The organism is Bhargavaea cecembensis DSE10, from assembly GCF_000348905.1.
Lineage (GTDB): Bacteria > Bacillota > Bacilli > Bacillales_A > Planococcaceae > Bhargavaea > Bhargavaea cecembensis.
This window is the reverse complement of record NZ_AOFT01000004.1, coordinates 18,982-37,827: the sequence shown is the minus strand read 5'-3', so window position 1 is coordinate 37,827 and position 18,846 is coordinate 18,982. Positions and strand designations below refer to the sequence as shown.

Here is an 18,846-nt window from a genome sequence, read left to right as displayed (position 1 = left end):
GAGGGGGATGAACATGTCAAATCACCAAGAATTGCTGATCCGCACGCCGGATGACTTCAGTTTTCCGGAGAACCTGGAGTACCTGTCGCGCTCTGCGGATGAGTGCATGTTCCATATTCAAGATAGCAGGGTGACGCGTGCAATTGAAGTAGATGGAAAGCCGGTGCTGTTTGTGATGGAAGAGAATCCGGACGGCATTCTGGTGACCCTAACCGGGGAAGGGGATGAAGTGAAAGCCGGTGTGGAGCAGTTTGTCCGCGATTGGCTTGACCTCGGCCGGGACCTCATGCCGTTCTATGAACTGGGCGAGAGGGACCCGCTTCTCCGGGAAGCTGTCCGCCGGCACCGCGGACTCCGTGTCGTCGGGATCCCCGATCTGTTCGAGACATTCGTCTGGGCGATTCTTGGCCAGCAGATCACCGTTGCGTTCGCTTATGTTCTGAAGCGCAGGTTCGTTGAGACATTCGGCCAGGCCATTGAAGCGGACGGTGTGATCCATTATCTGTTCCCTTCCGCGGAGAAAGTGGCCGGACTAGATCCGGAGGCATTGCGCGAGCTGAAGATCACCGGAAGAAAGAGTGAATACATCATCGGCATCGCGCGCCTGATCGCGGCCGGGGAACTCACAAAGGAAGGGCTCCTGGCCCTTGGCGATGACCGGACGGTCGAGCACCGGCTTACCGCCATCCGGGGCATCGGGCCATGGACGGCCAACTATGTCCTCATGCGCTGCCTCCGGTCACCCGATGCCTACCCGGCTGCTGATGTCGGGCTTCATAATGCCCTGAAGCTTGTTGCAGGTCTTGACCGGAAGCCGACCTTGCCGGAAGTTGAGGCATTCGCCGAACCGTGGAAAGGCTGGCGCGCCTATGCGACGTTTTATCTGTGGCGCTATCTGAGCAGCGAATCGGAGCAGGGCTGAACTGAGAGTTCATCAACGCCTCAATGAAGATCGTCAACGTTTCAACCAACATAATCAACGTCTCAATAAACATAGTCAACATCTCATTCAACATCATCAACGTTTCAACATAAGCAGGCGGTTCCGCATAATCGGAACCGCCTGCTTTCACGTCGTTATTCAACTGGGAACAGCGGCAGCTTTTCGAGAAAGATGATGTCTTCACGATTCGCCGAGTCGCCTTCGGCCAGGATGGCTGCACGGGCGACGATTTCTGCACCCGCTTCTGTGACGAGGGCTTCCAGCGCACGGAGGGAGTCGCCGGTGCTGATGACGTCATCGATCAGGGCGACTCGTCTTCCCTTAATAAGCGCAGCGTCCGGACCGTCGAGGACAAGCTTCTGCTGCTTATGCGTCGTGATCGAGGTCACGGTCGCCACAAACGGCTCCTCCATATATGCCTTTACGCTTTTCCTGGCCACGATATAACGGGGCATTCCCTTGAGCTTGGCGACTTCATGGGCAAACGGGATGCCCTTGGCTTCGGCGGTTACGAGGAAGTCCACTTCAGGCAGTTTGTCCTCGATGAGGGATGCGGCTTCCGATACGATTTCGCTGTCTCCGAGGATGACGAAGCTGGCGATCCGGAGTTCTTCGGAAACCCAGACAAGCGGCAGTTCGCGGGTGACGGTTCCGATGGTCAGTTTGTACGTATTCCGCATAAAGCCCCGTCCTTTCTTGTTTCTTATCTAAGATTTGGTTCACCATCAGTTTACCCTTTTATTGCCGGTCTCTGTCACAAAACTGTCTGCGCACAAGTCGCATCGGCTGCGCAAAACGGTGTACACTTGCGGTAGAGAGTTGTTAAAAGGAGCGGGTGACTATGAAACAGTTTATCGTGGTCGGCGGGGGCATCACCGGATTATCCGCTGCGCACCGGCTGCATCAGCTGGCGGACGATTCCGAAGAAGAGATCCAAATCACACTTGTCGAAGCGGAGGAGCGGCTCGGCGGCAAACTGTGGACTCTTCATGAGGATGGATTCATCATGGAGGCGGGTGCGGACTCGATTGTGGCACGGCACGAGGCGGTGGGAACGCTTGTTGACGAACTCGGCCTCCAGGACCATGTCGTCCATAATGCGACGGGCATTTCTTATCTTTACCGGGACGGGGAGCTGCATGCCATCCCGGCGGATACGGTGTTCGGCATTCCGATGGACAAAGAGTCTCTCATGGCGTCCACACTTGTTTCCGAAGAAGGTAAGCAGGCCGCGCTTAAAGATTTTGAAGAGGCCGATCATGATTTCACCATGGACAGCCCGATCGGCGCGTTCCTGCGGGCGTTCCTCGGCGATGAGCTGGTGGAGCGGCAGGTGGCCCCCGTGCTGTCGGGCGTCTACTCGGGTTCCCTTGATTCACTGACGCTCGGTTCTACACTGCCTTATCTTTTGGACTACAAAAATGAGTACGGAAGCATCATCCGCGGGCTCGGCGCGAACCGGGAAAAGTTCCAGTCCCAGGCGAACAAGAAATTCCTGTCGTTCGACGGGGGATTGTCCGTCCTGATCGACCGGATGGAAGAAAAGATGTCAGGCGTCCGGATCCTGAAAGGGGCCAAGGCGGAGCGTCTTGGAAAGGACGGGGACGGCTATCTTGTATCGGTTCAAGGTCAGGGGGGACTCCGGGCTGACGGGGTCATCCTGGCCCTGCCGGATTCCCAGGTGCGCGGGCTGCTCGGCCAGGCGGCTCCAAAGAAAGTGTTCGACACGTTCACCAATGCCTCGATCCTGACGATGTACCTCGGCTATGACCTGCCGGATTCGGAACTCCCGGCTGACGGCACCGGATTCATCAATGCCGGAAAAGGGCAGGTCGTCTGCGATGCCTGTACATGGACAAGCAGGAAATGGACACATACATCGCCTGACGGCCGCCTTCTCGTCAGGCTGTTCTATAAAAACGCCAATCCGAAATTTAGGGAAATCTCCTCGATGGGGAAAGAGGAACTGATTGCTCTCGCGCGCCGGGATCTGAAGGAGAGCCTTGGACTGGACGCAGAGCCTTCGGTTGTGGAAGTCACGCCATGGTTCGGCCTCATGCCGAAATACGGACTCGGGCACCGGGCGGCGGTGGAAGAGCTGGAACAGTTCCTCGCAGCATCCTATCCGAATGTGTATGTCGCCGGAGCCTCATTCCACGGTGTCGGCATCGGCCTCTGCATCGCGGACGGCCGGGAAAAGGCGGAAAAGGCAGTTGGGAAATAAAAAACGGTCAGTCCCACAAGGGGCTGACCGTTTCGTCTTCATTCAGAAGTGAGAAAGGGGTGTTCAGGCGTTCACAAAAGAGGAAAGAAAGGCATGAATCTCTTTTAGCTCCGGTCGCTTTTCCACATCGGTCTGGAGGCATCGGTCAATGAGATCCGCAAAGCCTTCATCCATGTCCCGGTGTGTACGGACTGGTTCCGCAGATCGTTCCAGCTGTTCGTAACGGCCGTCGTCCAGCGATTGGAACGGCCGCTTGCCGGTGGCGGCGAAAAAAAGGACGGCGCCGATTCCCCAGATGTCTGCGGCTGTTGTAAGGGCATTGCCCCTTGCCTGTTCAGGTGCCATGTACTGCTTGGTCCCGACCCCTTTTCGCACATCGCCGGGGGACGCCGACAGGTTCAGGTCGATCAGTTTTGCCAGAGGCGGCTGTGAAATGAGATTGGATGGTTTGATGTCCAGATGGAGTACATTGTTCCTGTGGAGGTAGTGGACAACTGAGCACAGCTGCATGCCGAGATGGGCAATCTGCTTTTCCGGCAATTCCTCGCCCTGCTTGGCCAGATTCCTGACCAGATGGGACAGCGTTTCTCCCGTGAGGGTCTCCTGGATCAGCACCGGGACCGGTTCCGGGACGACCTCATAGCCGCGGACGAGGTTCGGATGGGAAAGGGCGGTCAGGGTTTCGCCTTCCTTTACGAGGCGCTTTCGGATGATCTCGTTATCCGGGGCTTCGGGCTGGATGGTTTTGGCGATGCAGCCGGTCAGTCGCTCCTCGCTCCAGACGTAATAGACGTCACATTCTCTGCCTCGCCTCATATGATAGATGACCGTATAGCCGGGGACGAGCGTCTCTCCCTTTTGGAGAGGTTCTGTGGACACGGCATGGATATTCTTGGCCATGATGACTTCAGCTCCTCATAATTTTACTCAAGGTTCACGACATTGGATGCAGGCACTGCGGCGAGCGGTTTTTTTGCCCCCTGCTGCACTTGGTAGAGTTCCGAGTAAGGGCCGCCTCGTTTCAGCAGTTCTTCGTGGGACCCGCTTTCGACCACTTCACCGTCTTTCAGATACAGGATCCGGTCCGCTTTTGCGGCGCTCCTCAGGTTATGGGTGATCATCAGGGTGGCCCTGTCTTTCATCAGCCGGTTCATCGGTTCTGCGATCAGCATTTCCGAATTGGCGTCGAGGCCTTCCGCCGGCTCATCCAGTATGAGGATCGGAGCGTTCCGGATCATGGCTCTCGCGATTGCCAGCCGCTGTCGCTGGCCGCCGGACAGGTTCCGGCCCTTCTGGCCGACCGGTGTGTCGTAGCCGTCCGCCAGTTTCATGATGAAGCCATGGGCATCGGCCGCCTTGGCCGCTTGGACAATCTCTTCATCTGTCGCATCCGGCTTTCCGTAGGCGATGTTTTCCCGGACGGTCCCGTCGAAGATCAGGGACTCCTGGAACAGGACCGCAACGTTTTCCCGAAGTGAATCGACCTTCAGCCCCTTAAGGGCAAAGCCGTCCAGAAGGACCGTGCCCGAAGACGGGTCATAAAAGCGCATCAGCAGTTTGACAATGGTGGACTTGCCGGCTCCGCTGGCCCCGACAAGCGCAACGGATTCGCCGGGCGAGACGGTGAAGGACACATCCGACAGGACCGGCTTCGATTTGCCCGGGTAGGTAAAGGAGACATTCTTGAACTCGATCCGGCCTTCGGCTTGCTCCAATTCATAAGGCGATTCCTTGACCTGAGGCTGCTCTTCCATAAATTCGATGACGCGCTCGGCGCTTGCGGAAGCGGAAAAGATGGTATTCAGCAATTTGCTCAGGCTGCGCACGGGGCTGTACAGTTTTCCGAGCAGCATGATGAAGGCGACGAGGGCACCGACCGTGATTTCATTGTTGACCAGCAGCCAGGCGCCGGCACCCATTACGACAACGGTTCCTCCCGTCTCGATCAGGCTGACGACCGGCGTAAACGCGGCCTTCAGCCGGACTTTCAGCATCTTGGCCTCGAAGCTGCGGAGGTTTTGCACGCCGAACCGTTCGCTTTCTGCACTCTGCTGATTATAGGCCTGCATCAGTGCGATATTTGAAAAGCTTTCTTCGGAAATGGAGTTGATGGCGCCTTCCCTCCGGGTGCGTTCACGTGAAGCCAGTTTGATCCGGCTGGAGAAAAAGCGGGTGACCGCATAAAACAGCGGGACGACAATCAGTGATACAAGCGCCAGTTTCCACTGCATGTAAAACAGCATACCGATAAAGACAAGCAGCTGAAAGATGTAGGAAACGGCTGAGGTCAGGCCGGTGATGATCAGCCGTTCAATGGAAGAAATATCACTGGAGAGCCTCGATAAGATGTCACCCAGTTTGCGTCCCTCAAAAAAGGACAGCGACAGCCCCTGCAGGTGTTCAAACAGGCTTTTCCTGAGGTTGAGGATGAAATTCTGCCCGACCCAGTTGGACAGATACGTTCCGCTGAAATACAGGACGCCTCGGAGCACGGCAAGGCCCAGGTAGGCGGTGATCACCCATTTGATCGGGCTGAAATCCTCGGCGATCAGCACCTGGTCAATAAATACCTGCATCAGCCAGACCGTGGCAGACTGCACCATCGGCTGCAAGGCGATCAGCAGCAGGCTGACAATGATCCAGATGTGGTAAGACCGGACATACGGCCAGAATCTGCGGAAAATCTCCCGAACCGGAACCGGGGGAGACTTGGAAATCAGGTGTCCGCCTGTGTTTTCCACGTTCCAAAGCTTTCCGAATTCCTGAAATGACAGGCGCTCCCTGAATGTCCGCTTTGTTCGTTGAGTTCTCTTTTCCAATCTTCTCACTCCTGAATGAAGACGCGGCCCCCATGGATCAGGAGCCGCTCATCAAGGGTTCTGCCCTGTTGCAATTAAGAATCGCTGTTGCTATAGCTGACGCTGTTGCTTTCGCTATCATAGCTGTAGCTGATCGTGGATTCTTCAGTAGAAGCGGCCGGTGTTGCGATATCGAAGTAAGTCATGGTTCAGTTCTCCTTTCAATTGAAAATGATCGGGACGGTCCAATTAAGAGTTGCTGTCACTGTCGCTGACGCTGTTGCTTTCGCTTTCGAAGCTGTAGCTGATCGTGGACTCTTCTGTGGAAGCGGCCGGTGTTGCGATGTCAAAGTAAGTCATGGTTCAGTTCTCCTTTCAATTGTGATGAAAATGATTGGGGCGGGCCAATTAAGAGTTGCTGTCACTGTCGCTGACGCTGTTGCTTTCGCTTTCGAAGCTGTAGCTGATCGTGGACTCTTCAGTGGAAGCGGCTGGTGTCGCGATGTCGAAGTATGTCATGTCGGTAACCTCCTTTCCTTTGGCTTGGTTACAGTATTCCACCCGAAGATTAGAAGGTGCTGAGCGGAACATTAGAGAATTATGAGAAAAATAATAGTTTGCTAGTTTTTTAGAATGAAAGGGATTCAGCGTCCTGAAGTTGATTTAGCAATGGATTGTATTTCTGTCATTTCAAACAGGCAAAGTGGCTATTGAAGGCTGAAAAGAGGTAAAGTGTAAAGTAGGCGGAATCGGCTTCCTGGTTACCCGGGACCGGATTTTTTATTTAGGTTAGGGGGCAGCAAAGATGGCTTATAACTTTGATGAGGCGATCGAGCGCCGCGGGACAGCGAGCGCAAAATGGGACGCAGTGAAGGATCTTTTCGGATCAGAAGATGTACTTCCGCTCTGGGTCGCGGATATGGATTTCCGTGTGCCCGATGAGGTCGTCGATGCGATCAAGAAGACCGCGGACCATGGGGTGTTCGGCTATACACTCCGTTCCGAAGAATACAAGGAAGCGGTAAAAGATTGGATGGAGAAGCGCCATGGCTGGGAGATCGAAGGAGACTGGATTACCCAGACGCCGGGCATCGTCAACGCCCTCAACATGGCTGTGCTTGCCTATACGGAGCCCGGTGATTCGGTGATCGTCCAACCGCCGGTCTATTATCCGTTCATGAAAGCCATCAACAATCACGGCAGGAAAGTTGTCAACAACCCGCTGATTGACCGGGACGGGCGATATGAAATGGACTTTGATGACCTGGAGACGAAGGTCGCGGAAAGCGGCGCGAAGCTCCTGTTCCTGTGCAACCCGCAGAATCCGTCCGGTCGTGTCTGGACGCCTGAGGAGCTGAAGCAGCTCGGTGACATCTGTGTCCGCCATGGCCTCACGGTCGTTTCTGATGAAATCCATGGGGACCTGATCCTCGGTGACCAGCCGCACACGCCGTTTGCAAGAGTTTCGGACGAGCTTGCCGCAATCAGCGTGACTTGCACGGCGCCAAGCAAGACGTTCAACCTTGCAGGCCTGCATACATCGAACATCATCATCCCTGATGAAGCGGGCCGGAAGGCCTTCAATGCGCAGATTGGCAAGTTTGCGGTCGGCGGTTCCTCACCGATCGGGGCGGCGGCGACCATTGCAGCCTACCGCCATGGAGAGGAATGGCTGGAAGGCCTCCTCGACTATGTCCGGGGCAACTACAGCTTTCTGAAAGACTATGCGGAAGCCAACATTCCCGAACTGAAGGTGTACCCGCTCGAGGCGACCTATCTTGCATGGGTGGACGCCCGAGAGCTCGGACTGGACAACAAAGCACTTGAGACGTTCATGGCCAAAGAGGCCAAAGTTGGCCTGAATCAGGGTCATATCTTCGGCCCGGGCGGGGAAGGGTTTGTACGCGTGAACCTGGCCTGCACGAGGAAGACACTTGAGGAAGCGCTCAAGAGAATAGACGAAGCGGTCAAGAAACAACGGGACACGACCGTATAACCAGAAGGACCGGCAGCAGCCGGTCTTTTCTTTTTAAAATGCCATGGACAGAAAGCAACTATACCGCTAAAGTGAGGGAAACAGAAAATCAGAAAGAAGGGCTTGAATGGGAAAGGGGAATCGTAAGCCGGGGCCGGGAAACCATCGGTATGAGGCATACACCGAATCACCGGAACAGGTCCGCAAGCTGTATAAGAGGACTTTATCCATCGTCGTCCTCTCCCAGATATTCGGCGGGGCCGGGCTCGCTGCCGGAATCACGGTCGGGGCGCTGATCGCCCGGGATATGCTGGGGACCGACAGCATGGCCGGCCTGCCGACAGCGCTGTTTACATTGGGCGCCGCGCTGTCCGCACTGATCGTCGGGCGGTTTTCACAGCGTTCGGGGCGCCGCTTCGGCCTTGCAGGGGGGTTCCTTGCAGGTTCATTGGGCGCTGTCGGCGTCATCACGGCGACTATGATGGAAAGCATCTGGCTCTTGTTTGCTGCGCTGTTCATCTACGGGGCGGGATCGGCCACCAACCTGCAAGTCCGTTATGCCGGGACCGACCTTGCCGGCCCGAAGCAGCGGGCGACTGCCGTCAGCATTGCGCTTGTCTCGACGACGGTCGGAGCAGTCGCAGGGCCGAACCTGGTCGGGGTGATGGGAGAGTTTGCTTCCTCTATTGGCATTCCGCCGCTTGCCGGCCCGTTCATCCTCGCGGCCGCCGCCTACCTGGCTGCCGGCCTGGTGATGCTGATCCTGCTTCGGCCTGACCCGCTGCTCGTGGCCAATGCGATTGAATCGAGCAGGCAGGCAGCGGCTGAGGAAAATGGGGAAGCTCCCGCTGCCGGGCACTCCGACCGGAGAGGAGTCATTGCCGGGGCGACGGTCATGGTGGTGACCCAGCTGATTATGACAGGGGTCATGACGATGACACCGGTGCATATGGAACAGCACGGCCACACCTTGTCCGCAGTCGGCTCTGTGATCGGCGTTCATATTGCGCTGATGTATCTTCCGTCGCTCCTGACCGGCATCCTGGTCGACCGGATCGGTCGGAACGTAATGGCGGCTGCAGCAGGTGTGACGCTTCTTGCGGCGGGTGTCGCAGGGGCATTTTCTCCGCCGGATTCTCTTTTCGGCCTGTACGCTGCGCTGGGTCTTCTCGGACTGGGCTGGAACTTCGGGCTGATCAGCGGCACGGCGATGATCGTCGATGCAACAGCCCCATCGGTCAGAGCCAAAACGCAAGGGTCGGTCGATGTTCTGGTCGCGCTGTCCGGTGCAACCGGCGGGATGCTGTCGGGCGTCATTGCAGCCCATACGGGATTTGGCGCCCTGGCCCTCGGCGGAGGGATCCTGTCACTGCTTCTGATTCCGGTCGTTGTCTGGTCGGTGAGAGGGCGGGGGAAACAGGTGGCTGTCTGATAAGTTAAAAATCCATGTAATACCGGCCGGAGCAGGGTATAAGTGCCATCCTGTTCCGGTTATTCGTTTTTATCTGGGTTGCATGGACGAAGGACCCACAAAATCCGACTAAATAAGCGCAGCCAAAATTCAATTTCCGACATGAATTTCCTCATTTCGGCTTCATCCTTCCGCTCCATTGTCCGTCTCTGGCCAGACGGCTACAATGAAGGCAAATTGGAAGGGAGCTAATGGAATGTCCCATGAACTGGAACTGACTTTGCTGAACTCCTCGCCGCAGATCAATAAAACGATCAATTTGAATGACGAATTGCCAGCTAAAGTATTGAAAGGAATCTTACAGACCGCCTTTGGCCGGGAAAGCACCAAGCTAGATGAATGGACGGTCGTACTCACCCTCCGCCCCGTCAGAGAAAAGCCCGGAACTGTCTTTAGTGGCGAAACAGAGGTCAGTCTGCAACGGCAAGGATCCGGACCTGTCGCGGACCACCGCCCTCTGGTAAGACAATTTGATGAATACGGCGAATACTACGGCTATGCGGATTTTGATTACGATGATGAGTTTTATTGGCCGCGGCAGGAAAAGCCGAACCCTGACATTCAGTTTAAAGAGCTGTTGAAAGAAGCAAGAAAGGTCGCCAGTGACAAGCCGTGGACTGTGCTGCCAAGCAATCAGATTTTCCTTTGTGAGGATTATCATAAAGAAATGTTTTTCGTCTCGATTACCGGCCATGAGGGAGAGGAGCTCGGCGTTGAGATATACCGGGAATGGGATGGCTTCCGGTATCTGCTCGGAAACAGGGAAGGACCTTCCCCGGAACCCGGCGGACTGGTCGTGACGTTTCAAGAGCGGCAAGACATGACGGAAGAGGATCTCTGCTTTTTCAAAAGACTCAATTGCTCATTCGTAGGCAAACGTTGGCCGAAGCTGCGGGTCCTTCAGGAAGGGGAAGAGCCCAGGCTTCCCGACCCGGATGAAGCCAAAATATTGATATGGCTATTTTCCTGCGTACGATCAATGAGCAGCAAAGCCAGAAAAGGCCAAGAGATCCCGGTACCTGCAAAGGAACAGAAAATAGCGGCATTCAAAAGCTGGGAGATGAAAACCCAGATCCGTGACGTTTCGGAGTTTACCACTCCTGCGGTGGATGACTGAACGCATTTGGGCAATACTGGGAGATTGAGCATAGTAGCGGATCTCTTTAGTGCGTAGAAAAGCAGGCGAGGTTGAAATCATCCAATCCCGCCTTTTTTTGCTATATCGTAACCTGTTACCTCGCACTCATTTCATACAAACATGGAAAATTAGGGATTTACTCATGCATGAGAATTAATTTGTCGTACTATTGTATCAATTAATTAATAGACGTATGATTTGTTATATAAAAGAGACGAGGGGGAGTAGAATGTTCGATCTGCAGGTAATCGGAAGCCAAATCGTCGATGAAATATCCTCGCTGGTTGAACAAAGTATCGTTGTAACAGACCGGAATGGATTTATCATTGCCAGCACCAATCCCGAACGCCTCAATAATTATCATGAAGGGGCTGCCATGGCAATGAGAGAAAAAAAACAACTTCAGATGACTAAGGAACTGAGCCGTAAATTAAAAGGAGTCATGCCGGGTATCGTCCTGCCCATCATGATTCAGGATCAGTCAATCGGAGTCATCGGAATCACGGGCCCTCCTTATACTGTAGAAAAATACGGAAAGCTTGTAAGAAAGGTCGTGGAACTGTTCGTAGCGGACTTTATGTCCAGGCAGCAGCGGGAGCGGAGCGTGCGGGAGCTTGAATACTTTATTTCTGACTATCTCAACGGTGAGATCGATCAGGAAAAAGCATACAGGCAAGCAGAACTTCTCAGCTTTCCCATCCAGAATTACACGAGTGTTGCTGTGTTCCAGGCCACCAAATACTTGGATGATGGCCTGGTTGAACGGATGAAAAGTTTTCAGACAATCCACCAAAACCTCGAAGTGGTGAGATCTGGTATTGGTGAGCTCATCTTTTTGATACCGGATGTCGATCGTCAATCCCTGAGGACAGGGTTGGAACTAATAGAAGCCCGGGCGACCAAGTCAATGAACGAGTTTCAGCCGATTGGTGTGGGACAGGCGGGAAGTCTGAAGCGGTCATACAAGCAAGCCAAGATTGCCCTGGCTGTATCAGCGCGTCAGAAACGTATCATATTTGAAGAGGATTTGAAGCTGGAACTCCTTTTTCAGGAGTTGCCGGAAGATGTGGGCTGGAAGTTCATTCAGCGGACGCTTGCACCAATCACCGAAGATGAAGAACTGCTGGAAACTTTGGAGACCTATTTATTCAATGAGGGGAGTCTTCAGGAACTGGCGGATCTCTTATATATCCATAAAAACACATTAAAATACCGGCTGACAAAAATAGAAAATCAGTTGGGCATTCACCTGCAGAATAAAGAGCACCTGACAGAGTTATATATCGCATACAGTTTGTATCGTCAATACTAAATGACCATCCCAAGACTGGGGATGGTCATTTTTGTTTTATGGGACAAATTTTCATTCTTTCTTTTCTGAAATGTTAGCTTTTTGGACGTATTAAATGTTCAGAATATTTTATACCATTATTGAAAGCCTTTACAGAAAGGAGGCCAAAGGGAGCATGGAATGGATGGACTCTCTGAAGAAAGTTGTCGGAAGTGACCATGTCAGGACGTCGTCTGCCCATCTGCTGGCCTATAGTTACGATGCGACCGCCGGGTTTCAGGCGATGCCCGATGCCGTCGTTTCACCGGGTTCAACTGAGGAGATCCGACAAATCATGGAGATCTGCCGAGAGCATCAAGTTCCGCTGGTCCCCAGAGGTTCCGGCACAAATCTGGCTGCAGGAACAGCGCCGACAAGCGGCGGGGTCGTTCTGCTATTTAATCGGATGAACCGAATCCTGGAACTGGATGAAGATAATTTATGTGTCCGGGTACAGCCGGGCGTCCTCACTTTGGATCTGTGCGATTACGTGGAAGGCCGCGGCCTGTTTTATCCCCCTGATCCGAGCAGCATGAAGATCTCGACAATCGGCGGCAATGTCAGCGAGAATTCCGGCGGGCTCAGAGGCCTTAAATATGGTGTCACCAAAGACTATGTTCTTGGCCTGACTGCTGTATTGCCGAACGGACAGGTCATCAAGACGGGAGGAAAACTAGCCAAAGACGTTGCAGGTTATGACCTGAAGGCGCTTTTGGTCGGTGCGGAAGGAACGCTTGGTGTGATTACAGAAATTCTCCTGAAATTGATTCCAAAACCTGAACATCAAAGAACCGGCATCGCTTATTTCCAATCTCTTGAAGCAGCGGCTGCCACTGTCTCCGAAATCATCTCAAAGCGTATCATCCCCGCCACATTGGAATTTTTGGACCGCGGGACGATGGACGCCGTAGAACGATTTATGGATCTTGGTCTTCCGGAAGAAGCGGAGGCGATGCTGCTGATTGAGCAGGACGGGGAAGCCGGGCAGGTGGAACGTGATCTGTCAGCCATGATTGACATTTCGGTCAGAAACGGTGCAGTGATAACGGCAGTGGCTGAAACGGAAGAAGAAGCGGGCCAGCTTAAGGCCGGGCGGCGGGCTGCGCTTTCGGCACTGGCAAGAAAGCGGCCAACGACCATATTGGAGGATGCTACCGTTCCCAGATCAGAAATCGCGAATATGGTCCGGAAAATCAGGGAGATCGCTGAGCGGAATCAGGTTGAAATCCATACGTTCGGACATGCGGGTGACGGAAACCTCCATCCGACCTGCCTGACTGATATCCGGGACAACGAGGAAATGGTTCGTGTGGAACGTGCCTTCGCTGAAATATTTGAAGCCGCCATAGATCTGGGGGGCACGATCACCGGAGAGCATGGCGTCGGAGAAATGAAGTCGCCTTATCTTCAATGGAAGATTGGCGATGAGGGGATTGAGTTGATGAAAACGATCAAACAGGCGATCGATCCCCTGAATATCTGTAATCCCGGCAAGATGTTTGCGAAGGCAAACAAACCGAGGGTGGTGGTGGCCCATGGTTAGCGCCCTTCAGGAAAGGATGCAAAAAAGCTTTGTTGAGCATGTCAGCGAGGAGTTGCTGACAGATTGCATGAGGTGCGGTTTTTGTTTGCCCGCATGTCCAACCTATCTGATGACTGATCAAGATGAGGCACACTCGCCCAGGGGGCGGATCTCTCTGATGAAAGCCCTCAGGGACGGACAAGTCCTTTGGGACGGCAGCATTGAAGATTCGCTTGACGTCTGCCTTGGCTGCCGGGCCTGTGAGCCGGCCTGCCCGGCAGGTGTCCAATACGGTACGCTGCTAGAGGAAGCACGTCATGCGGTACTCGACGCCAAACGGCCCGGAATCAAAGAAAAAGTCGTCCGGAAGATCGTGTTTGACGGATTGTTCGCTGACCAGAAAAAGATGAAGCGCACAGTGGAACTGATCCGGTTCTATCAGGCTACGGGAATCCAAAAAGTCGCCCGGGTATCCGGTGTGATGAAGCTTCTACCCAAGCAGATGAGCGAAATGGAACGGGTCTTGCCGCCGATCCGGCAGAAGCTGAAACCGGCCAAGCCAAATCAGACGTACAAGGTTGCTTTCTTTACCGGGTGTCTGATGGATACGATGTTTCAGGAAACCAACAGCAGGACCATTGAGCTGCTTGAAATGGCAGGTTACGAGGTTAACATTCCCGAGGACCAGCAGTGCTGCGGCGCTCTTCACGGACACAGCGGAGAAGTCCCGAAAGCCAAGAAAAATGCAGAAAAGAACATCTTGGCATTTAATCATCAGGACTATGATTTTATCGTCCAGAATGCGGGGGGCTGCGGAGCATTTCTCAGTGAATACGGGAAGTTGCTGGATACAGATGAGGCGAGAGTATTTTCCGACAAGATTGTCGACATCTCTACACTTTTGATGAAAGCGGGCTTCGACCGACAATTAAATGCCGTCAGCAAAGAAGCCCAAGCGGTCGTCACCTACCAGGATTCCTGCCATCTCAGAAACGTGAATGGTGTTTGGGAAGCTCCAAGAACATTGATCGGATCCGCTCCCGGATTCACCTTTATTGAGATGCCGAATGCGGCCGGCTGCTGCGGGTCCGCTGGTATATATAATCTCTTGCAACCGGAAATGTCGGGGAAGATTCTGGCAGAGAAAATGAAAGGGGTGAAGCAGGTCGGGCCATCCGTGATTGTGACTTCAAATCCGGGTTGTCTGCTGCAGATGAAAGTGGGGATCGAACGCGAAGGGTTGGCCGGACAGATGGAAGCAGTGCACATTGTGGATTTCCTCTATGAATCCATGAAAACAACCACAAAAGGGGCGAGATGAATTGAAAAAAACGAAGAGATCGGTATTCGGCATGATTGGCTTGTCTGCAATGCTCTTACTCGGAGCATGCGGGGGCGGGGCATCTTCGGAAGATGAGGCTAGTGCCGGCGGAGAAGCGAAAAACTATGACCTGAAAATGTCCGTAACAGTCGCAGACAGCTCAACTTGGTACGAAGCTGCCGAGAAACTGAAAAACGACCTGGCGGAAGAAACAGACGGCCGCATCAATATTGAGCTCTATGCCAATGAACAACTTTCGGGCGGGGATTCCGGGAAGGCGGTAGAAGGTCTGTCTAAGGGAACGATCGATCTGACCTTTAACTCCACCATCATTTATTCCATCCTGGATGATCGCTTTGGTGTGGCCTCGGCACCGTTCCTGTTCAGCACGCACGATGAAGTGGATCAAGTGTTTGACGGCGAAGGCGGCAAAATGCTCAAGGATATTCTCGCAGAAAAAGGGGTCCATGCACTCGGATATGGCGAGAACGGATTCCGTCAACTGACGAACAGTGTCAAGGAAGTAAAAGGGCCGGAGGATCTCTCGGGCATGAAACTCCGAATCCCTGGCATCACGATGTATACAGATTTGTTCAGGGAACTGGGTACAGATCCTGTCACGATGACCTTCTCCGAAGTCTTTACGTCACTTCAGCAGGGCACCATCGACGGCCAGGAAAACCCGGTTGACGTCATCTACTCCTCGAAACTCAATGAAGTTCAGGACTACATGACAATGTGGAACTACTCCTATGATCCGCTAGTTCTCGGCATCAACAAAAAGCTCTACGATTCCATGAGTGAGGAAGACCAGGAACTCTTTGACCGTCTCGGCAAGGAGGCGGCTGAATACCAGGTAAAGATCGCACGTGAACGTGAAGCTGAGCAGATTGAAGAACTTAAAGCTGCAGGCATGAAACTTTATGAACCGACTGAGGAAGAAATTTCCGCATTCCGTGAAACTGTCCAGCCTGTCTATGAAAAGTATGAAGATATCTGGGGAGCGGACCTGCTGAAAGCATTCCAGGAACGATAAGGGGAGAACGAAATGAAGGTCCTAGATCATGTGGAGGAGTTCATCATCGCAATTGCCATGCTCGCTATGACGGTCATTGCATTTGCCAACATCATCGCCCGCAACTTCGCGGAGTTCTCATTCTCTTTCACGGAGGAACTGACCATTAACTTATTCGTTCTGCTTACCTTTGTGGGGACAGCCATGGGGGTGCGCAAATTTGCGCACCTCGGCTTTACCCTTTTTTATGACATAGGTGGAGCGATTGTTAAGAGAATCATGATTGCTATTTCCACGATTGCTGGACTGGTACTGTTTGGCGTGCTGTTCTGGTATGGAATCCAGACGGTGATGTTCCAGATAGAAATGGGTCAAAAAACGCCGGCTCTCGGGATGCCGCAATGGATCCTGACAATGGCGCTGCCTTTTGGAGCCTTGCTTTGTATGATCCGCACTGTGCAAATGAGCCTGATTGAATGGAAGTTGGATGGCACAGATCCGGCTCCGGCCAATCGTGAGAAAACCGGGAAGGAGGAAATGCAATGACTGCACTCTTATTGTTCGGTGTATTTTTCCTTCTGGTTTTCTTGAGAGTTCCGATTGCGATTTCCCTCGGCATCTCTTCATTAATCGTCCTCGTTACCAATAATGGGGCATTCGGCCTGGAAGCGATCACGGACATCATGTACACGAGTGTTGCCAAGTTCACGCTCTTGGCCATCCCCTTCTTCATCCTGGCAGGCGTGATCATGGAGCACGTCGGGATTTCAAAGCGGCTGATTGACTTTGCGCAAGCCATGGTCGGCCATGTCAGGGGCGGGATCGTGTTCGTAACCGTCCTTGTTGCCATCTTTTTTGCAGCAATCTCAGGTTCGGGGCCGGCGACAGTGGCGGCAATCGGCGGCATCCTGATTCCAGCAATGGTGAAAAGCGGCTATCGGAAAGAAACGGCGGGTGCGCTCCTCGCGAGTTCAGGCGCAATCGGGATCATTATTCCGCCATCCATCGCTTTTATCGTTTTTGCAGTCGTAGCGGGTGACCAGATTCCGGTCACCATCAACCGGATGTTTATGGCCGGTGTCATCCCGGGATTGCTGATCGGGACAGCGTTCATCATAGCGGCTTTATATGTGCGGTGGCGTGAAGAGAAAAAAGGGATTTTCCATGCTGATGAAGGAGCGGTCCGGAAAGCAACCGGTAAAGAAAAATGGGATGCTTTTGTCAAAGCGCTGCCGGGTCTTTTCATTCCAGTCATTATCCTGGGTGGAATCTACGGAGGCTTCTTCACTCCTACTGAGGCGGCAGTTGTTGCCGTGATCTACGGGCTGGTCGTGGGAGTGTTCGTCTTAAGGGGGAATCTCCTTAAGGGGATGTATCGGATTTTTGTCGATGCAGCGCTGCAGACGGCTGTGATCATGATCATCGTCAGTGCGGCTTCGGCATTTGCCTACATCGTTACCACCGAGCAGATTGCCAGGGACATTTCAACAGCACTCCTGGAAGCATCGGGCAATCCAATCATTATCCTATTGCTGATCAACGTTCTCCTGCTGATTGCAGGTGCATTCATTGATGCCATTTCAGCTTACTACATTTTTGTGCCGATTCTTCTTCCGGTCATGATTGCTCTTGAGGTCGATCCTACGGTATTTGGTGTCTTCATGACGGTCAACCTTGCCATCGGCCTGTTCACTCCTCCGGTAGGATTGAACCTGTTCGTTGCAGCAAGTATTTCAAAGTCTAGTATTGTCGATATTTCCAAAGCAGCATTGCCATTTATAGTCGCAGGCATCATTGTATTGCTGATGATCACGTACATTCCGGCTATTTCAACATTCCTGCCGGATCTGCTGAACGTTAAATAAGACATGGGGGTAGGGGAAATGACATTTTCAAAGGAAGTTGCCATTGTAACAGGAGCTGCAAGCGGAATCGGACAGGCAGTGGCAATCCAACTCGCGCAACAGGGGGCAAAGGTTGTGCTGGTCGATCTGAATCCTTGCCAGCAGACAATCAGGCAATTGGGGGACGCTGATTATCTGGAGTGCCTCGGCGACATCCGAAACAAGGAGTTTGTACGCGCGACGGTGGACCGGACCATCGAGACATTTGGAGAAGTCCAGATTCTCGTGAACAACGCGGGCACCGCCAGCCGTCTGGATCTTGAAGATATGACGGAAGAAATGTGGTATCGGGATCTGGACACGAACCTGAAGGCCACCTTCCTCTTTATGCAGGCCGTGATCTACCCGCATATGAAAGAAGCCGGATATGGACGGATCATCAATATCAGCTCCATTTCCGGCATGAACGGAGGTGTTGTTTCGGGCGGTGAGAAAAATGGCCGCTCCGGCCCGGCCTACTCCGCTTCAAAAGGGGGCGTCATCGCACTCACAAAGTGGGTTGCAAAGGAAGTCGGAAAGTACGGCATCACGGTAAACTCCGTTGCACCGGGCGCTACGGCTACAGCCATTACTGCAGGAGTGAAATATGACACGTCGGGCCAGGTAATCGACCGGATGGGCACACCGGATGATATTGCGGATGCCGTCCTTTACTTCGCCTCAAAAAACGCCGGATACACCACGTCCCAGGTTCTCAAGGTGGACGGGGGCTACAGTATTGGATAATCACCTTTTTCAGGCATTCTACGATGAGCAGACGAACCGGGTCATCGGCCGCTTCAAAAAGGACTGTGACTTATTTGGCGGCTTCAAAGAAGTATGCAGAGAAATGGACATAAAGGCTGGTCATTTCCAGTGTATTGGCTCACTGACACAAGCGGCTTTTTATCAGGTTGTCAAAGATGATGCGGTGCCGGCAGGTATCCGATATTCCGAGCGGCGCATTTCTGATTCTCCTGTGGAACTGCTTTCTGCAAGCGGATTTGTCGGATCCGATGAAACAGGAAAGACAGATGTCCATATGCATGGTGTATTTGTTGATTGTGATGGGAAAGTGAACGGCGGCCATTTTCTTGACGGGGAGAATCCTGTTGCTATAACTGTCGAATTTGTTCTCTTCCCGATTAGTGAAGTGGAACTCACCCGCCGGAAAGACGAAGTCTATGGCGTCCCTATTTTTCAATTTTCGAAGGGCGGTGCGTAAG

16 protein-coding genes are annotated in these 18,846 nt (G+C 53.2%); 13 read left to right on the top strand and 3 right to left on the bottom strand.

Annotation, left to right across the window (positions count from 1 at the left end):
- The first annotated feature begins 13 nt into the window (after nucleotides 1-13).
- Entirely contained in the window at nucleotides 14-922 is a 909-nt protein-coding gene (locus C772_RS04985) for a DNA-3-methyladenine glycosylase family protein (RefSeq protein ID WP_008297923.1), read from the top strand.
- A gap of 155 nt (nucleotides 923-1,077) precedes the next feature.
- Here C772_RS04985 and C772_RS04980 read toward each other — a convergent pair whose 3' ends face one another.
- Nucleotides 1,078-1,623, bottom strand: a complete 546-nt coding sequence (locus C772_RS04980; RefSeq protein WP_008297922.1) for a phosphoribosyltransferase family protein — start codon at nucleotides 1,621-1,623, stop codon at nucleotides 1,078-1,080.
- Nucleotides 1,624-1,784: 161 nt separating this feature from the next.
- Here C772_RS04980 and hemG point away from each other — a divergent pair, with 161 nt between their 5' ends.
- A complete protein-coding gene (gene hemG / locus C772_RS04975) occupies nucleotides 1,785-3,167 on the top strand; it encodes a protoporphyrinogen oxidase (RefSeq protein WP_008297919.1) in 1,383 nt (460 codons plus the stop codon).
- A 63-nt stretch (nucleotides 3,168-3,230) separates the two neighbouring features.
- Here the strand turns inward: hemG and C772_RS04970 are convergent, their stop codons facing one another.
- Together C772_RS04970 and C772_RS04965 are read right to left on the bottom strand one after the other, a co-directional pair.
- Complete coding sequence (locus tag C772_RS04970) at nucleotides 3,231-4,067, bottom strand: serine/threonine-protein kinase (protein WP_008297916.1); 837 nt, start codon at nucleotides 4,065-4,067, stop codon at nucleotides 3,231-3,233.
- A 23-nt stretch (nucleotides 4,068-4,090) separates the two neighbouring features.
- Complete coding sequence (locus C772_RS04965; RefSeq protein ID WP_407637184.1) at nucleotides 4,091-5,995, bottom strand: ABC transporter ATP-binding protein; 1,905 nt, start codon at nucleotides 5,993-5,995, stop codon at nucleotides 4,091-4,093.
- A gap of 775 nt (nucleotides 5,996-6,770) precedes the next feature.
- Between C772_RS04965 and C772_RS04960 the strand changes: the two genes are divergently transcribed.
- From C772_RS04960 to C772_RS04910, 11 genes are all read left to right on the top strand, one after another.
- The gene (locus C772_RS04960; protein ID WP_008297910.1) at nucleotides 6,771-7,961 is read left to right on the top strand and encodes a MalY/PatB family protein; all 1,191 of its coding nucleotides are present in this window, start codon (nucleotides 6,771-6,773) and stop codon (nucleotides 7,959-7,961) included.
- 106 nt (nucleotides 7,962-8,067) lie between these two features.
- On the top strand, nucleotides 8,068-9,372 hold the full coding sequence (locus C772_RS04955) for an MFS transporter (RefSeq protein WP_008297909.1): 1,305 nt from the start codon (nucleotides 8,068-8,070) through the stop codon (nucleotides 9,370-9,372).
- 205 nt (nucleotides 9,373-9,577) lie between these two features.
- Entirely contained in the window at nucleotides 9,578-10,528 is a 951-nt protein-coding gene (locus tag C772_RS04950) for a DUF7309 domain-containing protein (protein ID WP_160162835.1), read from the top strand.
- A gap of 250 nt (nucleotides 10,529-10,778) precedes the next feature.
- Nucleotides 10,779-11,861, top strand: coding sequence for a CdaR family transcriptional regulator (locus tag C772_RS04945; protein WP_008297907.1), 1,083 nt, complete (start codon nucleotides 10,779-10,781; stop codon nucleotides 11,859-11,861).
- 154 nt (nucleotides 11,862-12,015) lie between these two features.
- Complete coding sequence (locus C772_RS04940; protein WP_008297906.1) at nucleotides 12,016-13,422, top strand: FAD-linked oxidase C-terminal domain-containing protein; 1,407 nt, start codon at nucleotides 12,016-12,018, stop codon at nucleotides 13,420-13,422.
- Nucleotides 13,415-14,722 carry a (Fe-S)-binding protein gene (locus tag C772_RS04935; RefSeq protein ID WP_008297905.1) on the top strand — a complete coding sequence of 436 codons (1,308 nt, stop codon included), beginning with the start codon at nucleotides 13,415-13,417 and terminating at the stop codon, nucleotides 14,720-14,722. The genes C772_RS04940 and C772_RS04935 overlap by 8 nt, the downstream gene beginning before the upstream one ends.
- A 31-nt stretch (nucleotides 14,723-14,753) precedes the next feature.
- Nucleotides 14,754-15,758: a DctP family TRAP transporter solute-binding subunit gene (locus C772_RS04930; RefSeq protein ID WP_035001567.1), complete on the top strand. Its 1,005-nt coding sequence runs from the start codon at nucleotides 14,754-14,756 to the stop codon at nucleotides 15,756-15,758.
- A gap of 12 nt (nucleotides 15,759-15,770) precedes the next feature.
- The gene (locus C772_RS04925; protein ID WP_008297903.1) at nucleotides 15,771-16,283 is read left to right on the top strand and encodes a TRAP transporter small permease; all 513 of its coding nucleotides are present in this window, start codon (nucleotides 15,771-15,773) and stop codon (nucleotides 16,281-16,283) included.
- Nucleotides 16,280-17,602, top strand: a complete 1,323-nt coding sequence (locus tag C772_RS04920) for a TRAP transporter large permease (RefSeq protein WP_008297900.1) — start codon at nucleotides 16,280-16,282, stop codon at nucleotides 17,600-17,602. The genes C772_RS04925 and C772_RS04920 overlap by 4 nt, the downstream gene beginning before the upstream one ends.
- Nucleotides 17,603-17,620: 18 nt before the next feature.
- The gene (locus C772_RS04915; RefSeq protein ID WP_008297898.1) at nucleotides 17,621-18,367 is read left to right on the top strand and encodes an SDR family NAD(P)-dependent oxidoreductase; all 747 of its coding nucleotides are present in this window, start codon (nucleotides 17,621-17,623) and stop codon (nucleotides 18,365-18,367) included.
- Nucleotides 18,360-18,845 carry a PPC domain-containing DNA-binding protein gene (locus C772_RS04910; protein ID WP_008297896.1) on the top strand — a complete coding sequence of 162 codons (486 nt, stop codon included), beginning with the start codon at nucleotides 18,360-18,362 and terminating at the stop codon, nucleotides 18,843-18,845. The genes C772_RS04915 and C772_RS04910 overlap by 8 nt, the downstream gene beginning before the upstream one ends.
- Nucleotide 18,846 lies beyond the last annotated feature (1 nt).